This is a genomic window from Bradyrhizobium sp. 22 (assembly GCF_000482425.1).
GTDB lineage: Bacteria > Pseudomonadota > Alphaproteobacteria > Rhizobiales > Xanthobacteraceae > Bradyrhizobium > Bradyrhizobium japonicum_B.
This window is the reverse complement of sequence record NZ_KI519399.1, coordinates 2736346-2753156: the sequence shown is the minus strand read 5'-3', so window position 1 is coordinate 2753156 and position 16811 is coordinate 2736346. Positions and strand designations below refer to the sequence as shown.

At 64.3% G+C, this 16811-nt stretch carries 17 protein-coding genes; 10 read left to right on the top strand and 7 right to left on the bottom strand.

Annotation, left to right across the window (positions count from 1 at the left end; genetic code table 11):
• The first annotated feature begins 95 nt into the window (after positions 1–95).
• From K410_RS0114230 to K410_RS0114220, 3 genes are read left to right on the top strand one after another with little or no spacing between them, the layout of a single operon-like run.
• Positions 96–1517, top strand: a complete 1422-nt coding sequence (locus K410_RS0114230; RefSeq protein WP_028135502.1) for an ABC transporter substrate-binding protein — start codon at positions 96–98, stop codon at positions 1515–1517.
• On the top strand, positions 1514–2428 hold the full coding sequence (locus K410_RS0114225) for an ABC transporter permease (RefSeq protein WP_028135501.1): 915 nt from the start codon (positions 1514–1516) through the stop codon (positions 2426–2428). The genes K410_RS0114230 and K410_RS0114225 overlap by 4 nt, the downstream gene beginning before the upstream one ends.
• Positions 2413–3297, top strand: coding sequence for an ABC transporter ATP-binding protein (locus K410_RS0114220; RefSeq protein ID WP_155253395.1), 885 nt, complete (start codon positions 2413–2415; stop codon positions 3295–3297). Before K410_RS0114225 ends, K410_RS0114220 begins: the two co-directional genes overlap by 16 nt.
• Before the next feature lie 138 nt (positions 3298–3435).
• Here K410_RS0114220 and K410_RS0114215 read toward each other — a convergent pair whose 3' ends face one another.
• Positions 3436–4494 carry a YeiH family protein gene (locus tag K410_RS0114215; protein ID WP_028135499.1) on the bottom strand — a complete coding sequence of 353 codons (1059 nt, stop codon included), beginning with the start codon at positions 4492–4494 and terminating at the stop codon, positions 3436–3438.
• A gap of 111 nt (positions 4495–4605) precedes the next feature.
• Complete coding sequence (locus K410_RS0114210; protein WP_028135498.1) at positions 4606–4824, bottom strand: hypothetical protein; 219 nt, start codon at positions 4822–4824, stop codon at positions 4606–4608.
• A gap of 255 nt (positions 4825–5079) precedes the next feature.
• Between K410_RS0114210 and K410_RS0114205 the strand changes: the two genes are divergently transcribed.
• Entirely contained in the window at positions 5080–6987 is a 1908-nt protein-coding gene (locus K410_RS0114205) for a flavin-containing monooxygenase (RefSeq protein WP_028135497.1), read from the top strand.
• A 148-nt stretch (positions 6988–7135) separates the two neighbouring features.
• On the opposite strand, the gene ald is transcribed toward K410_RS0114205, so the two are convergent.
• Positions 7136–8251, bottom strand: a complete 1116-nt coding sequence (gene ald, locus K410_RS0114200) for an alanine dehydrogenase (protein WP_028135496.1) — start codon at positions 8249–8251, stop codon at positions 7136–7138.
• 143 nt (positions 8252–8394) lie between these two features.
• Between ald and K410_RS0114195 the strand changes: the two genes are divergently transcribed.
• From K410_RS0114195 to K410_RS0114185, 3 genes are all read left to right on the top strand, one after another.
• Positions 8395–8874: an Lrp/AsnC family transcriptional regulator gene (locus K410_RS0114195; protein WP_028135495.1), complete on the top strand. Its 480-nt coding sequence runs from the start codon at positions 8395–8397 to the stop codon at positions 8872–8874.
• An 84-nt stretch (positions 8875–8958) separates the two neighbouring features.
• Positions 8959–11316, top strand: coding sequence for an Orn/Lys/Arg family decarboxylase (locus tag K410_RS0114190; protein ID WP_028135494.1), 2358 nt, complete (start codon positions 8959–8961; stop codon positions 11314–11316).
• Positions 11317–11322: 6 nt separating this feature from the next.
• Complete coding sequence (locus K410_RS0114185; protein ID WP_028135493.1) at positions 11323–11904, top strand: GNAT family N-acetyltransferase; 582 nt, start codon at positions 11323–11325, stop codon at positions 11902–11904.
• Positions 11905–11997: 93 nt separating this feature from the next.
• Here the strand turns inward: K410_RS0114185 and K410_RS0114180 are convergent, their stop codons facing one another.
• Together K410_RS0114180 and K410_RS0114175 are read right to left on the bottom strand one after the other, a co-directional pair.
• Complete coding sequence (locus K410_RS0114180) at positions 11998–12210, bottom strand: hypothetical protein (RefSeq protein WP_028135492.1); 213 nt, start codon at positions 12208–12210, stop codon at positions 11998–12000.
• A 133-nt stretch (positions 12211–12343) separates the two neighbouring features.
• Positions 12344–13393, bottom strand: coding sequence for a hydroxyacid dehydrogenase (locus K410_RS0114175; RefSeq protein WP_028135491.1), 1050 nt, complete (start codon positions 13391–13393; stop codon positions 12344–12346).
• A 259-nt stretch (positions 13394–13652) separates the two neighbouring features.
• Here K410_RS0114175 and K410_RS0114170 point away from each other — a divergent pair, with 259 nt between their 5' ends.
• The 3 genes from K410_RS0114170 to K410_RS0114160 all read left to right on the top strand — a co-directional run bounded on the left by K410_RS0114170 (position 13653) and on the right by K410_RS0114160 (position 15281).
• Positions 13653–14222: a thiamine pyrophosphate-binding protein gene (locus K410_RS0114170; RefSeq protein WP_028135490.1), complete on the top strand. Its 570-nt coding sequence runs from the start codon at positions 13653–13655 to the stop codon at positions 14220–14222.
• A gap of 8 nt (positions 14223–14230) precedes the next feature.
• Positions 14231–14827, top strand: coding sequence for a thiamine pyrophosphate-dependent enzyme (locus K410_RS0114165; RefSeq protein ID WP_049820040.1), 597 nt, complete (start codon positions 14231–14233; stop codon positions 14825–14827).
• 76 nt (positions 14828–14903) lie between these two features.
• Positions 14904–15281, top strand: coding sequence for a VanZ family protein (locus K410_RS0114160; RefSeq protein WP_028135488.1), 378 nt, complete (start codon positions 14904–14906; stop codon positions 15279–15281).
• Positions 15282–15325: 44 nt separating this feature from the next.
• Here K410_RS0114160 and K410_RS0114155 read toward each other — a convergent pair whose 3' ends face one another.
• Positions 15326–15709 (bottom strand): DUF1236 domain-containing protein, encoded by a 384-nt coding sequence (locus K410_RS0114155; RefSeq protein ID WP_028135487.1) that lies wholly within the window; start codon positions 15707–15709, stop codon positions 15326–15328.
• Positions 15710–15822: 113 nt separating this feature from the next.
• Positions 15823–16710 (bottom strand): 2-hydroxy-3-oxopropionate reductase, encoded by an 888-nt coding sequence (locus K410_RS0114150; RefSeq protein ID WP_028135486.1) that lies wholly within the window; start codon positions 16708–16710, stop codon positions 15823–15825.
• Positions 16711–16811: the final 101 nt, after the last annotated feature.

Here is a 16811-nt window from a genome sequence, read left to right as displayed (position 1 = left end):
AACTAATCGACTGCGGTCACCATTCCGGATTTGCCCTGCCCCCGCCCTCACCCAATCATGGCAACCACAGCACATCCAACCGAATGAGGATGAGAATGGTCCGCCATCTTCCCACGCTCTCGATCGCGATGTCGGTGACGTCGCTGGCGCTACTCGTCACGCAACCGGCGGCGGCGGAAACCGTCACGCTCGGTATCGGAACGCAGGACACCACGACCAACACGGTGACCGCGGGCGTCGTCATCCGTCAGCTCCACCTCCTGGAGAAATATCTGCCCAAGGACGGCAAATACGCCAACATCAAGTTCGCGCTGGAATGGCAGAACTTCACCTCGGGTCCGCCCGTCACCAATGCGATGATGGCGAACAAGCTGCAGATCGGCATGATGGGCGACTATCCCCTGATCGTGAACGGCTTCACCTTCGAGAGCAATCCCGAGAGCAAGAGCCGGCTGATGGGCATCGCCGCCTACAGCCTGTCCGGCTCCGGCAACGGCATGGTGGTTCACAAGGATTCACCCTACTACGACCTCGCCGATCTCAAGGGCAAGCTGGTCAGCGTTCCCTTCGGCTCCGCCGCGCACGGCATGGTGCTGAAGGCGATGCAGGATCGCGGCTACGCATCGGACTTCTTCCAGCTCGTCAGCCAGAGCCCCGAGGTCGGCTCGACCAATCTCCAGGAGAAGAAGATCGACGCGCATGCCGACTTCGTCCCCTTCGCCGAGCTGCTGCCGTTCCGCGGCTTCGCGCGAAAGATCTTCGACGGCGTCGAGACGAATTTGCCAACCTTCCACGGCATCGTGGTCCGCACCGACTTCGCCGAAAAATATCCTGAGGTCGTCGTCGCCTATTTCAAGGCGCTGATCGCCGCCAATCAGTGGCTGCGCGACGATCCCAAGCTGGCCGCCGAAAAGATCCAGGAATGGACCGGCATCAACAAGGAAGTCGTCTACATCTTCCTGGGGCCGAGCGGCAACATGACCACCGATCCGACGATCAAGCCCGCTCTGATCGATGCCGCCGCGGCCGACGTCAAGGTTCTCCAGAACCTCGGCCGCATGAAGGAATTCGATCCGAAGAAATGGGTCGACGACAGCTATATCCGCAAGGCCTATGCCGAGATGAAGCTTGACTACGACGCACAATTGGCCAGCACGAAGAATTGCGAGATCTCCGGCGAAGATGCCTTCTGCAAGAAGCCGATCGCCGATCCGCGCAAGGCCGGCGAGGTCTGGGTGGATGATGCCGGCATCTTGCCCTTCTCGTCCGCCGCCTGCACCCTCGGGGCGTACGCCGACTACAAGGCCAAGGGCAAGAAGATCAACGTCGCCTATGTCTTCGACACGACGCGCGGCATCAAGCTGTTCGCCGACCAAGCCTTCTTTGCGGTCGGCAATGGCGAGGTCGCCCCGTTCCTGCTCAAGAAGGACGCCGAAGCCTATGCCGCCAAGGTCGGCGGCAAGGTGCTTGGCTTCGATGACGCGGTGAAGGCCGCCGTGGGCGGAGGCAAGACGTGAGCAGTCCCGCCCTCCTCAGACATCCCGAGGACAGCATGCCGGCAACAGCCATTGCAGAGGCGGGACCTGCGCCCGCGGTGAGCGCCCAGCCGCCTGCGGCGCCGCCTTCCTTCGGCACACTTGCGCTGCGCTGGTACCGGCTCAATCGGGCTGGGCTGCGCGCGACCGCGATCGGCGTGATTTCGCTGCTCGCCTTCCTGCTGGTCTGGCACCTGCTGACCACCTATCGCGTCGTGTTCTTCGTGCGCTTCACCAACGTGCCCTCGCCGCTCGCGGTCTATGCAAGCTTCAACACGGCGATCCACGATCCCAAATTCCTGATGCACATCGCGCTGAGCTGCCGGCGCATCTTCATCGGCTTCTCGCTCGCCGCCATCGTCGGCGTCCCGCTCGGGCTGATCATGGGCCGCTTCAAGCTGGTGCACGAGATCATCTTCCCGGTCGCGGAAGTGCTGCGGCCGATCCCGGCGATCGCCTGGGTGCCGATGGCGATCATGCTGTGGCCGACCAACGAGCAGAGCATCGTCTTCATCACCTTCCTCGGCTCGTTCTTCCCGATCCTGGTCAACACGCTGCACGGCATGTCGCTGGTCGATCCCGTGCTGGTGCGCGCCGCGCAATGTCTCGGCGCCCGCGAGCGCTCGATCTTCCGCGAGGTGTATTTCCCGGCCTCGCTGCCGCACATCTTCACCGGCCTCACGGTCGGCATGGGCGTCGCCTGGGTATCGCTGATCGCCGCCGAGATGATCTCGGGTCAATACGGCATCGGCTACTTCACCTGGGAGGCCTATTCGCTGGTCCAGTACGCCGACATCGCGCTCGGCATGATCGCAATCGGCGTGCTCGGGCTCGGATCGAGCGTCCTGATCAGAGGCGCCGGAAAATTGGTGATGCCATGGAGGACGACATGAGCGAGATGATTGCGGGCACGCCGAAGGGCCATGTCGAGGTCAAGAACTTCTCCCTCGCCTACGAGACCATCGAGGGACCGGTGCAGGCCGTCACCGATACGCAGATCCACGTGAAGCCCGGCGAGTTCGTCTCGATCGTCGGCCCCTCCGGCTGCGGGAAGTCGACCCTGCTCAACGCGGTCGCCGGCTTCCTCAAGCCGACCACCGGGATCGTCACCGTTGACGGCGAGAAGGTCAGCGGTCCCAGCGCCGAGCGCGGCATGGTGTTCCAGCAATATTCGCTGTTTCCCTGGAAGACGGTGCGTGAGAACGTCGAGTTCGGGCTGAAGATGCGCGGCATGCCGCGCTCGCAGCGCGAGCGCGCGGCACGTACGCTGCTCGGCCTTGCCGGGCTTGAAGCCTTCGAGAAGCACTATCCCGAGAAACTCTCAGGCGGCATGAAGCAGCGCGTCGGCATCGTCCGCGCGCTGGCGACGGGACCGAAGGTGCTGCTGCTGGACGAGCCGTTCGGTGCACTCGACGCGCAGACCCGCGTCATCATGCAGCAGATCCTCACAAACATGTGGCAGCGGCTCAAGATCTCGGTGCTGTTCGTCACACACGACATCGACGAGGCGATCTTCCTGTCCGATCGCGTCTATTGCATGACCGCGCGCCCCGGCTCGATCAAGGCTGAAATCCCGATCCCGCTGGAGCGGCCGCGGCAGCAATCGATGATGATGTCGTCGGAGTTCCTGGCGCTGCGCCGCGGGCTGATGTCGCTGATCCGCGAAGAGAGCCTGAAGGCCATGGGCGGCGAGATCAGCGACATGGGCATGCAGGGGCTGAGCATCGAGCTGCATGGGCACTCCCTGGCGGATGTGATCTGATTTTGCCGATGCGCTCGCGCCGATGACGGTTTCGTAGGGTAGGCAAAGGCGCCCTTGCGCCGTGCCCACCACCTCTCTCGATCGCGAAAATGCGTGGGCACGCTTCGCTTTGCCCACCCTACGGCAGTTCTGCCCTGATCATTTGAACCAATGCACCAGCGCGATGCTGATGCCGAGCAGCAGCAGCAGCGACAACGTCACGGCTGCGGTTACCCGTCCCCCGACATTGGCAAGCACGCGGACGTCGACGCCGAGACCGAGCGCGGCCATCGACACCACGGTGAGAAAGCCCGTGATCTTCGTCACCGGGCCGACCACCGTGGGCGGAACGATCTCAAGCGAGCGCAGCGTGGCGAGCGCGAGGAAGCCGAGGATGAACCAGGGGACCAGGCGGAAGAAGCCGACATTGGTCCTCTTGGCGTCGCTCTGCCAGCGCGAGGCGACCAGCGACAGGCCAACGACCACCGGCCCGAGCATCAAAACACGCATCAGCTTCACCAGCGTGCCGATCTGCGTCGAGACGAGGCCGGCCGGGACCGTCGCGGCCAGCACCTGCGGCACCGCATAGACGGTGAGGCCCGCGAGGATGCCGTATTGCGTCGCCGACAATTGCAGCAGCGGGATCAGCAGCGGAAGTCCGAGCACCATCATGACGCCGAGGATGGCCGTAAAGGAGATCGAGGACGCGATCTCATCGTTGTTGGCGCCGATGATCGGCGCCACCGCCGCGATTGCGGAATTGCCGCAGATCGAGTTGCCGCAGGCGATCAGGATCGACAGCCGCGTCGACAGGCCGAGTAACCGGCTGATGCCGAAGGAGACGGAGAGCGCGACTACGACGACCGCGGCGATCGAGGCCAGCAGCGCGATGCCGGAGGCGGCGATGGCGGCGAAGCTGATGGAGGCGCCCAGCAGCATCACCGCGACTTCAAGCAGCTGTTTGGCGCTGAAGGCGATGCCGGCCTGCCAGCGCGGCGCAGGCTTCCAGAAGCTGCGAAGGGCCATGCCGAGCAGAATCGCCATCACCAGCGCTTCGACATAGGGATGTTCGAAAAAGCCCAGTTCCGCCCGCTCCAGCAGGGCCGAGACACCGGCGACGGCGACGCAGAGGAGGATACCCGGGATCAGCGCCGCGATACGGCTTGCGGCGGTGGCCGGCTTGGCATCGGCCGGACTGGATGCTTGATTCTGCGACACAAATCTCTCCCAGAGGAGAAATATTTATACGCAGCGTCAGCTCGATGGGGAATAAGTTTTCGACATACCAGGGCCGAGGGAAGTCCTGTCCTCAGACCGGAATGGTCTGGGTCAGAAGATCAAGCTCTTGGCCAGCGAGGCGACCCGGCTGAAGCCGTCATAGATGCCCGGCTCGAAGAAGGCCGCACGCGCCAGCACGATGCCGGCAACCAGCGACCAGAACAGACCAGTGCCGACCCGCAACAGCATCTTTGACGCACGCGACCGCGGCTGGGTGTCCGTCGCGGACACCAGCTGCTCGCCGAAGGGCTCAAATCCAGTGCGTTCCATAGCTGCCGATCCATCAATTCCTGGTGGGAATGTCGTCGTTTCCCGTCCAAACGGCAATGGAAGCGATTGGCGTTTTTGGCCTCCGGAGGGGAAACTCCTTCCTTGCACCCGAGTCACGGCAATAGTTTTCTTCTCCCGGCCTATCCGGACACCAAAGTCCCAGCTAAAAGGTCAGATTGCGCCGGACCAGTGGCATGGCGTGGTGACCCCAGGCACAATACAGCTGATGAATCCGTCCGAAGACCAGGACACGCCATGAACATCGACTCTCCGCACAGGCTCGACCTTGCTTCGACCATCGCAGAAGGCGACATCCGCTGCCTGCTGATGGTGCTGGTGCACATGACCGGCGACGAGAAATGGCTCGCACCGCCGTACCTGCCCAAACGCGATATCCGCCTCATCCCCGATCCCGAGGCCGGCGTGCCGCCGGAGATCCAGGACGAAATCCGCGCCGCGGTGGTCGAACTGTTCGCCAACGGCACGCCCAAGCCCGTCATCGCCGATCCCGGCGAGGAGCTGCTGCTGAGGATGATGCGCGCCTGTCTCGGCGAGAACGTCGCGCCGGAATACGCGCCCCTGATGCGCGAGGAGATGGGCTTTGCCCCACGCGAGGCGCGCTGGAGCAAGCAGCCCTCGCGCGACAAGCTCGCCCGGCAGCATGTGCTGATTGTCGGCGCCGGCGTCTGCGCCATTGCGCTCGGCGTCGCACTCGGCCATCTCGGCATCCCCTACACCATCGTCGAGAAGAATGCCGAGCTTGGCGGCACCTGGTGGATCAACCGCTATCCCGGCTGCGGCGTCGACACGCCGAACCATTCCTATTCCTACTCGTTCGGCTCCGGCAACGCATGGACCCGCTACTTCTGCCAGCGCGAGGAATTGCTTGGCTACCTCCAAAAGGTCGCGGACGAATACGGCATCCGCAAGCATCTGCGCGTCAACACCGAGCTGACCTCGTCGCGCTGGGACGAAAGCCGGCGGCGCTGGATCTCGACGCTGAGAACCAAGGACGGCGAAGAGACATTCGAATCCACCGCACTGGTCAGTGCGATCGGACAGCTCAACGATCCCTCCCGCGCCCGCTTCAAAGGCGAGGAGGACTTCAAGGGAACGATCCTGCATTCGGCGCTGTGGTCAGACGATATCAACGTCGATCGCAAGCATGTCGCCGTGATCGGCACCGGCGCGACCTCGATGCAGCTCGTGCCGTCGATTGCCGGCCGCGTTGCGTCGGTCACGGTCTATCAGCGCAGCGCGCAATGGGCGCGGCCGGTGAAGGGTTATGCCGATCCGATCAGCGAGGGCGCGCGCTGGCTGCTGGCGCATCTGCCGTTCTACGTGCAGTGGTACCGTTTCAACATGTTCTGGCGCTATGGCGACGGCCTCTTGCCTTTCCTGCGCAAGGATCCGGCCTGGCCGCATCCCGAGCGCGCCGTCAACAAAGGCAATGACCGGCACCGCCAGGAGCTGACGGACTTCATCTTGTCGGAGCTACAGGGCCGGCCCGACCTGATCGAGAAATGCGTGCCGACCTATCCGCCCTACGGCAAGCGCATCCTGCTCGACAACAATTGGTTCAAGACCTTGCGGCAGGACAACGTCGAGCTGGTCACCGATGCGATCGACCGTTTCGACGAAACGGGCATCGTCACCGCAGACGGCAAGCACCGTCCCGCCGACATCATCGTGGTGGCGACCGGCTTCAAGGTGACGGAAATGGCGGCCCGTCTCAACATCAGCGGCCGCGACGGCAAGGATTTGCGGCAGGCCTGGGCCAACGACAATCCAACGGCCTTCCTCGGCCTCACCGTGCCCGGCTTTCCGAACTTCTTCTGCATGCTCGGCCCGAATTCAGGCCCCGCCCATGGCGGCAGCGTGATCTTCCAGTCGGAGTGCCAGAGCCGCTACATCTCGGCCTGCCTGGTCGACATGATCGAGCAGGACGTCGCGGCGATCGACGTCCGTCAGGACGTGCTCGACGATTATGTCCGCAAGGTCGATGCCGAGCACGAGGCGATGATCTGGACGCATCCGGGCATGAGCACCTATTACCGCAATGCAAGCGGCCGCGTGTTCTCGGCGATGCCGTGGCGGTTCGTCGATTATTGGCGCATGACGCACGATCCGGATCTGCGGCAGTACAGGCTAACGAAGGGGTAACTCAATCTCGCGGTGCCGACTCCGATCGACGCTTGAGTTGCGCTCGTCCCACAGCGTCATTGCGAGCGTAGCGAAGCAATCCAGCGTCTTTCCGCAGAGGGATTCTGGATTGTTTCGCTACGCTCGCAACGACGGAGATTGCGCGCAGCTACGCCGCCAGCCCACTCCCGACCGGAGCGAAATCCAGGCCGAGGCTTTCCGCCACCGCCTTGTTGGTGATCCGTCCGCGATGCACGTTCAGGCCGTTGCGCAGATGCGGGTTCTCCAGCACCGCGGCAAACTCCTTGTTGGCCAGCATCAGGCCGAACGGCAACGTCGCGTTGTTCAGGGCCTGGCTCGACGTCACCGGCACCGCACCCGGCATGTTGGCGACGCAATAGTGCACGACGCCGTCCACCTCATAGGTCGGATCGCTATGGGTGGTCGGATGCGACGTCTCGAAGCAGCCGCCCTGGTCGATTGCGACATCGACCAGCACGGCGCCGGGCCGCATCGATGTCAGCATCGCGCGTGTGACCAGCTTCGGCGCGCTGGCGCCCGGCACCAGCACCGCACCGATCACGACGTCGGCGGCGAACACCTCCTCCTCGACCGACTCGATGGTCGAGAAGCGGGTGCGCACGCGTCCGGCAAAGAGATCGTCGAGTTCGCGCAAGCGCGGGATCGAGCGGTCGATCACGGTGACTTCGGCGCCGAGACCCGCGGCCATGCGCGCCGCCTGCGTGCCAACCACACCGCCGCCCAGCACGACGACGCGCGCCGGCTGCACGCCGGGCACGCCGCCGAGCAGAAGGCCGCGGCCGCCGGCCGATCGCTTGAGCGCGGCGCCGGCGGCCTCGATGGCGAGGCGGCCGGCGACTTCGCTCATCGGCGCAAGCAGCGGGAGGTGACCGCTCGCGTCCGTGACGGTTTCATAGGCGATCGCGGTGCAGCCGGAGGCAAGCAGGCCCTTGGCCTGCTCCGGATCCGGCGCAAGATGAAGATAAGTAAACAGAATCTGGCCTTCCCGGAGCTGGGCCCACTCGCTTTTCTGCGGCTCCTTCACCTTCACGATCATCTCGGACTTGGCAAAGACGTCGCGGGCGCTGTCGGCGATATCGGCCCCTGCCCGCCGATACACCTCGTCGGACGCGCCGATGCCGGCGCCGGCCCCGGTCTCGACCGCGACCTGATGACCGGCCGCGACATATTCGCGGACCGCGCCCGGGGTGAGCCCGACGCGATATTCCTGCACCTTGATCTCCTTGGGAACACCGACGCGCATCTTGAGCTCCTTCGCCAACGGATCGATTCCGATCTTCATCGTAGCGATGGGGCTGGTTTGGTTTCGTGCAAATATCCGCTAGTTTCGACGCGCCAGCGCCGGTTTCCGGCGCCGAAATGCTCTTTCACGCTGGAAACGAAACCTTGGCCCTCGACCGGAAAGACATCGCGATCCTCGCGGAACTCACGACCAATGCGCGCGCCAGCCATGCCGAGCTTGCCAGCAAGATCGGCCTGTCGAGCACGGCGCTGGCACGGCGACAGAAGACGCTCGAGGACGACGGCTACATCCAGGCCTACCAGGCCACGCTCGACCTCGGCCAGTTCGGCCTCACCACGACTGTGCTGGTTCGCATCGCGCTGGAGAGCCAGAGCGACGATGCGCTGAAGGCCTTCGAGGCGGAGGTGGTGAAATGCCCCTCCGTCGTGCGCTGCTTCCTGATGTCGGGCACCGACGATTACATCCTCATCGTGCTGGCCCGCGACATCCAGGATTTCGAGCGCATTCACCGGACCGAGCTGTCCCGGCTGCCGCGCGTTGCGCGCGTGCAATCGAGCTTCGCGCTGCGCGAGATCGTCAACCGCGCGGTGCCGACGGTGGTGTTCGGCGAGGCGAAACGCTAGCGCTTCTCCGTCTGCCGCCGTCTGTCATCCAGCTGTCATCGAATGTGCAGAGAGCTGTATCTCCTGGCACATTCGGGACAGACCATGGACTATTTCAAGCGCTTCAACTTCCTTTTCGCCGCACCGGCCTTCGACACCGACGACCTCGAGGGCATTCGCTTCAACCAGATCATCGAGGAAATCCAGCGCTCCGGCTTCGAGGTGGTCCGGGCCCGCAAGCTGGAAGACGCCGAGATCGCGGTGCAAACCGATGCCGCGATCGGCTGCATGGTGGTGGACTGGGGCAAGAAGGGTCTCGAAGGCAAGACCTCGGCCCTGATCAATCTGATGCGGCGCCGTGGCCTTGACTTTCCGATCATCCTCCTGATCCGGCGCAAGCGCTTCGAAGATCTGCCGGTCGAGGTGCTCGACTTCATCGACGGTTACGTTTTTCTGTCCGAGGAAACCCCGCCCTTCATCGCCAAGAACCTGATCAGCCGGCTCAAGCAATACGCCGAGACGCTGAAAACGCCGTTCTTCGGCGCCCTCGTCGACTATGCCGAGGAAGGAAACCAGCTCTGGACCTGCCCGGGCCACAATGGCGGCGTGTTCTATAATCGCAGCCCGATCGGCCGCGTTTTCGTCGAGCATCTCGGCGAATCCGTGTTCCGAGACGACCTCGACAATTCCGTGCTCGACCTCGGCGACCTCCTCACCCATGAGGGGCCGGCGCTGAAGGCCCAGAAGGAAGCAGCCGCCATCTTCGGCGCGGAAAAGACCTATTTCGTTCTCAACGGCACCTCGACCTCGAACAAGATCGCGCTCGGCGCCCTCGTCACCGACGGCGACCTCGTGCTGTTCGACCGCAACAACCACAAGGCCGCCCATCACGGCGCGCTCATGATCAATGGCGGCATCCCGGTCTATGTCCCAACCGTCCGCAACGCCTGGGGCCTGATCGGCCCGATGCGCTGGGACGCGCTCGACGAGAAGACCTTGCGCGAGGCGATCCGCAACCATCCGCTGGTCCGGGATCGTGACGCCTGGCGCAGGGAGCGGCCATTTCGCGTCGCCGTCGTCGAGCAGTGCACCTATGACGGCTCGATCCACAGCGCCGAAATGATCCTGAAGCGCATCGGCCATCTCTGCGACTACATCCTGTTCGACGAAGCCTGGGCCGGCTTCATGAAATTTCACCCACTCTATGCTGGCCGCTTCGCCATGGGCCTTTCGAACCTTCCCCCGGAAGCGCCAGGCATCATCGCGACGCAGTCGACACACAAGCAGCTTGCCAGCTTCTCGCAGGCTTCGCAGATCCACATCAAGGACCGCCACATTCACGGCCAGAAGCGGCGCGTCGAGCACCGCCGCTTCAACGAAAGCTTCATGCAGCACGCCTCGACATCTCCCTTCTACCCATTGTTCGCATCGCTGGATGTGGGTGCGCAGATGATGAAGGGCCGCTCCGGTGAAGTGCTGTGGGACGACACGATCCGGCTTGGCATCGAGCTGCGCAAGAAGATCCGCGCGATGCGCAGGGAGTTCGAGGAGAAAGAGCAGAATCCGGACCGCCGCTGGTTCTTCGAGCCCTTCGTGCCCGACCGTGTCGCTATTCCCGATGTCAGCCGTCCCGGTGCCACGCACAATGTCGCCTGGGAGACGCTTTCCACCGATGAGCTCGCCACCAATCCTGCGCTGTGGCAGCTGTCGCTCGACAGCAATTGGCATGGCTTCCCCGGCGTCACCGAAGGCTTTGCCATGACCGACCCGAACAAGCTGACACTGCTCACGCCCGGCTTCGACCGCGCCACCGGCGCCTATGCCGAGCACGGCATTCCCGCCCCCGTGGTCGCGCAATACTTGCGCGAAAACCGCATCGTGCCGGAGAAGAATGACCTCAACTCCCTGCTCTTCCTGCTCACGCCCGGCGTCGAGGCCAGCAAGGCCGGCACGCTGATCTCCGGCCTCGTTGCCTTCAAGAAGCTGCACGACGACAATGCGCTGCTGGCAGATGTCATCCCGGAGTTCTATCAACGTCGGCAGGCGCGCTATGCCGGCGTGCGGCTGCGCGACCTCTGCGGGCAGATGCACGGCTTCTTCCGCGCCGCCGATGTCAGCGCGCTCCAGGCGCGGCAGTTCATGCCTGAGCACATGCCTGAGATCGCAATGTCGCCCCGCGATGCCGCGCGCTATCTGTTCAAGAACGACGTTGACTACCTCCCGATCGAGGCAATCGCGAGCCGCATCGCCACCACGCCCTTCGTGGTCTACCCGCCCGGCATCGCCACCATCGTGCCCGGCGAACGACTGACCGAACGCGCCAAGCCCATGGTGGATTATCTCAAGATGTTCGAGACCTGCTTCAACACGTTCCCGGGTTTCGACGTCGAGATCCAGGGCGTCTACAAGGAGATCGATGCTCAGGGGCGGATCGGGCTCTACACTTACGTCGTCGCCGAGTAGGTGCCCATGATCGAAACAGCCATGCGCGCGAGTGACGAACCCGTCCTGGTCCGCCCGTCACGCGAGAGCGACGTCGAGGCGATGCTGGCGATCTACCGCCATCATGTCCGCAGTGGCGTGCCGCGCGATGTCGAGGGAACCGGCGCACCGGAACCGGACGATTTGCGCGACCGGCGCAAGAACCTGAAGCAGACCCGCCTTCCCCATCTGGTCGCGACTTTTCGCGGCGAAGTGGTCGGCTATGCCTACGCCGTGCTGTTTCGCAAACGGCCGGCCTATCGCTACACGGCCAAGCATTCGATCTACGTCCACCACACGCATCTCGGCCGCGGTGTCGGACGGCTGTTGCTCCAGGAATTGATCGATGCCTGCGCGGCGGCCGGCTTCCGCCAGATGATCGGCTACATCGATGCCGACAACGAGCCCTCGCTGGCGTTGCACGAGAAGTTTGGCTTCGCGCGCGCCGGCCTGCTCTGCGGCGTCGCCTATCGCCACGGCCGCTGGTGCGACACCGTCATGGTGCAACGCTCGCTCGGCGCCGGGACGACGACGCCACCGCCGGTCACGCGCCGGGCCGATAGAGTGTGATCCGGACCCGGAGGACCGCGTAGCACAAAGTGTTGCGGCTCCTCGCGGCAACCATGGAACGCGTTTGCACGGAGATCAGCTCAAACAACAGGCCTACGACGGAAAGTCGGCCGGCTTCACATGGATGCGGTCGGCATGCAGCGACCAGTGATGCAGTGCCTGATCCTTGCAGAATCTCGCTTTCGCCTGCTCCCTGGCCTCGTTCTCGTCAGCGGCGTCGATTTCCAGCGTGCTCTGGCAAACCTCGCTCTGCCGGCCGTACTCACCGAGCACGTTCTTCATGAACTTGACGACATAGGTTGACATGGGACCTCCCTGCTGCCCCGACAGCACTCTAGTCCCATTTAGGCCGGGCCGGAAAAGGAGATTTTGACGCGGATCAAGGTCGGGCGGCGATTCCCCGCCGCGCCTCCTTCCCGGAACGGCAATCTGGCTGCCCCTATCCCGGCGTCATGCCGAAAGCCTGCTTGAAGCGCTCCGCATAGTGCGGCCAGACCTCGGGATTGATGATGCGCGGCGGGCGCTTGCCGTCGAGCGTGTCCAGCACCTGCTCGGCCGCGATCCGGCCCATGTTCCGGCGCGCCTCGACCGTCACGCCCGCGGTATGGGGGCTTGCCAGCACGTTGTCGAACTGGAGCAGCGGATGCTCCGGCGGCGGGGGCTCCTTGGACCAGACGTCGAGACCGGCACCGGCGATGCGCTTGTCGCGCAGCGCCTGGAGCAGCGCATCCTCGTCGTGGATGAAGCCGCGCGCCGTGGTGATGAAGTAGGCATGCGGCTGCATCAGCGCAAACTCGCGCGTGCTGATCATGTTGCGGCTGCCCTTGTCGAGCGGACAGGAAATCGAGACGAAATCGGCGCGGCGCAATAGCTCGTCGAGCTCGACTTTTTCCCCACCCCGCTCGGCCATCACCTCGGCCGAGAGATAGGGGTCGTAGGCCAGCACCTTCATGCCGAGCAGGCCCTTGCAAAGTGCGGCGATGCGGCGGCCGACATTGCCGAGGCCGATGATGCCGACGGTCTTGTGCTCGACCTCGTTGCCGACGAGCTCGTTGCGGTTGACGTCGCGCTCGCGGCGCAGGCGGCGATCCGACTGGATGATGCGTTTGGACAGCGTCAGCATCATCGCCAGCGCGTGCTCGGCGACCGAATGGGCATTGCCGCCGGACTGATTGACGACCAGCACCCCCGCATCGGTGCAGGCCTCGACATCGACCGGATCGAAGCCCGCGCCGTTGCTGGAGACGAGCAGCAGGTTCGGGGTGCGCTTCAGGAAGGCGGCATCGACATGGAAATGCGGGGCGAGTTCGTCGCGGGCGGCGCCGATCTGGTAGACATGCGCCGCGCTGAGGATGGGCGCGTAGAAGTCTTCGGGACTCTCGTTCTCGATGCGGTCGAGCCGGACGTCGGACCGCGCCTTCAGGATGTCGACATAAATCGGATTGGCCAGGTATTTGACGTAGAAGACACGCTTGTTGTTGACGGACATCAGGACCCTTCCGGCTCTCTTGAAGGGCTGCGCAAGGTCAGCGCGATGCGCGCGTCCCTGCCTCCCTCCTATTTTCTAATCGTCGCCGCTTATGACACGGCGGTGCCGGCCACGGCAGGCGGTCTGGCGCAGATCACGGTGCCGGCCCGGACATGTTGACAATCCCGCCCGCTCCGTCAAGTTCGGCAGACTGCCGCGACGGCCAACGCAATGGCGATGGCAAAGACCAAGAAGCCGGCGCGGCGCGAGGGAGATCGCCATGGCGATAGCGGAACAGCGGACTTCGCCTCCTCAGGCGGCACAGGGGGCCAGCGACGGGAGCTGGCACGGCATCGTCCTGCAAACCCTGAAACGAAACGAGATCAGCCTCGTCCCTTACGTGCCCGACCGCGTGCTGACTCCATTGATCAAGAGCCTGCACGCCGATCCGTTCTTCACCACCTTTGCCACCGCGCGCGAAGAAGAGGCGGTCGGGATCGTTTCAGGCGCCTGGATGGGCGGCCGGCGCGGCGCGGTACTGATGCAGACCTCCGGCTTCGCGACGCTCGCCAACGTGCTGGCCTCGCTCGCGGTGCCCTACCAGATCCCCCTGATCATGTTCGTGTCCGAACGCGGCACGCTCGGCGAATTCAATTACGGGCAATCGCTGGTCTGCCGCACCATGCGGCCGGTGCTGGATTCATTGGCACTCGAGCATCACACCATCACCCGGCTCGACGAGCTCGAATTCATCGCCGACCGCTCGATCAAGCAGGCCGTTACCACGCAGGCGCCGGTGGCGCTGATCCTCAACCCGCTGCTCACCGGCGGCAAGGTTTTCGACAAGTGAGCGCCACCATGAATACGCGAAACACCAAGGTCATGAGCCGCTTCGACGTGACCTCGCGGCTGATCGCAAAGCTTAAGCACGAGGAAGCCGTGATCGGCGGCATCGGCAACACCAATTTCGACCTCTGGGCCGCCGGCCACCGTCCGCAGAATTTCTACATGCTGGGCAGCATGGGGCTCGCCTTTCCGATCGCGCTGGGCGTGGCGCTGGCGCAGCCGGATCGGCGCGTCTTCGCGCTCGAAGGCGACGGCTCGCTCTTGATGCAGCTCGGCGCGCTGTCGACCATCGCGGCATTGAAGCCGAAGAACCTCGTCATGGTCGTGATGGACAACGGTATCTACCAGATCACCGGCGCCCAACCGACACCCGCGGCAGGCGTCGCCGACATCGTGGCCATCGCCATCGGCTCCGGCCTCGCCCACAGCGCCTGGGCGGCGGACGAGGAGGATTTCGAACGGCTGCTCGACGCGGCGATGTCCGCCGCCGAGCCACACCTGATCGCCGTCCGGATCGACGACAAGCCCGGGGTCGGAACCACGAGGCGTGATCCCGTGCAGATCCGGGAACGCTTCATGCTCGGGCTCGGCGTGCGCGAGCCACTTTAACGTTTGGTCATTAACTACACGGCGATCTGATGGACGGAAGGTACCGGCCCGCTGCCATGTGTGCTAAGCGGAGCGAATGTCTATTTTGGTACGTTCATTTGCCTGGCTGCTCGCAGCCGCCGTAACTTTCGCCACACTCGGTCCCCCTGGCCTGCGGCCCCATTCCGACCTCGGCCAAGACGGCGAACATGCACTCGCATTCATCCTGGTGGGGCTGGCCTTCGGCCTCGCCTATCGGCGCCGGCGCCTGCTGATCGCGGCGGCCGCCGTGGTCCTGATCGCCGTGCTCGAGCTGATGCAATTTTGGGCACCCGGCCGCCACGCCCGGTTGGAGGATTTCCTGGTCGACGCGCTCACCGCCTGCATCGGCTTTGCGCTCGCGGCCGCGGTCGAGTGGCTGCTCACGCGCTTTCGCGCAAGGCCCGTCGCGACAAGCGAAGGCCCCGCGGAGTGACGCTCCGCAGGGCCCATTCTTTCAACCCATAGGATTGTCGCCGATCAGTCGATGATCTTGACGACGCGGCGCGTGCGCGGCTCGACGATCACGCGGCGGTCGTTCACGACGGCATAGCGGTACTCGGTGTAGTTCGGCACGGGGCGGAGCACCACGGTCGGCGGCAAGGGCTCCCCGACCACGACGCGCTCCTGGATCACCACGGAATCGTTGCGCGGGATTCCGCCCAGCACCGCGTTCGGAATTTCGAGGCCGGCACCAACGGCTGCACCGACGGTGCCGCCAACCATTGCGCCGATCGGTCCGCCGATTTCGCCACCTGCACGCGCGCCGTCCCTGGCGCCTTGTTCGGTCGTCGACTGGGCAAAGGCCGCGCTCGACGCCAGCAACGAAGCGGCGGCCAACGTAATCGCAAAACGGGTCTTCATGTTCTTGAGCCTCCAGTGATTGCTATGCGCCTTCAACCGCGGGGCCGGACCGTTGTTCCGGTTCCCTGCGGCGAAAGAGACGCCAGATCTGGAGACTGTTACGGCGTAACAGTTCAGGCAGCGGCGATCTCGTGGCCCGCCATCAGTTCCAGCGCCCTCACCATCGCCGAATGATCCCAGGCCTTGCCGCCATGGGCGGTGCAGGCCGAGAACAATTGCTGCGCCACCGCCGTGCTGGGCAACGACAGGCCAAGCGAGCGCGCGCCCTCGAGCGCGAGATTGAGATCCTTCTGGTGCAGCTCGATGCGGAAGCCGGGATCGAAATTGCGCTTCACCATCCGTTCGCCGTGCACTTCGAGAATGCGTGAGGAGGCAAAGCCGCCCATCAGCGCCTGCCGCACCAGCCCCGGATCGGCGCCGGCTTTCGACGCAAACAACAGCGCCTCGCTTACCGCCCCGATCGTCAGCGCGACGATGATCTGGTTGGCGACCTTGGTGGTCTGCCCGTCGCCGTTGCCGCCGACGCGGGTGACGTTTCTGCCCATCTTGTCGAAGATCGGCTTCATGGTGACGAAAGCCCGCTCCGGGCCGCCGACCATGATGGTGAGGCTCGCTGCCTTGGCCCCGACCTCCCCGCCCGACACCGGCGCGTCGAGATAGTCGGCACCGAGCGCCTCGATCTTCTTGGCGAACTCCTTCGTCGCCAGCGGCGAGATCGAACTCATGTCGACCACGATCTTGCCCTTGGAAATCCCGCTCGCGACCCCGTCCTTGCCGAACAGCACGGCCTCCACATGCGGGGTGTCGGGCACCATGATGATGACCGCATCCGCTTCCTCCGCGATCTCCTTGCCGGACTTGCAGGGAATGCCGCCGGCCGCGATCAGCTCCGGCGCAACGGGCGCGACGTCATGCAGGAGCACGCGATGGCCCGCCGCCAGGAGATGGCCGGCCATCGGCCGTCCCATGGTGCCAAGTCCGATGAAGCCGATGTCGATCATGGTCTGATGTCTCACAGTTGGAGGAGCAAAATTCATCCGCGAGCTCGGTGCACCTCTCCCTCAGGCGGGAGAGGGAGCGCACCGTCGTTGTGGCCGCGCGC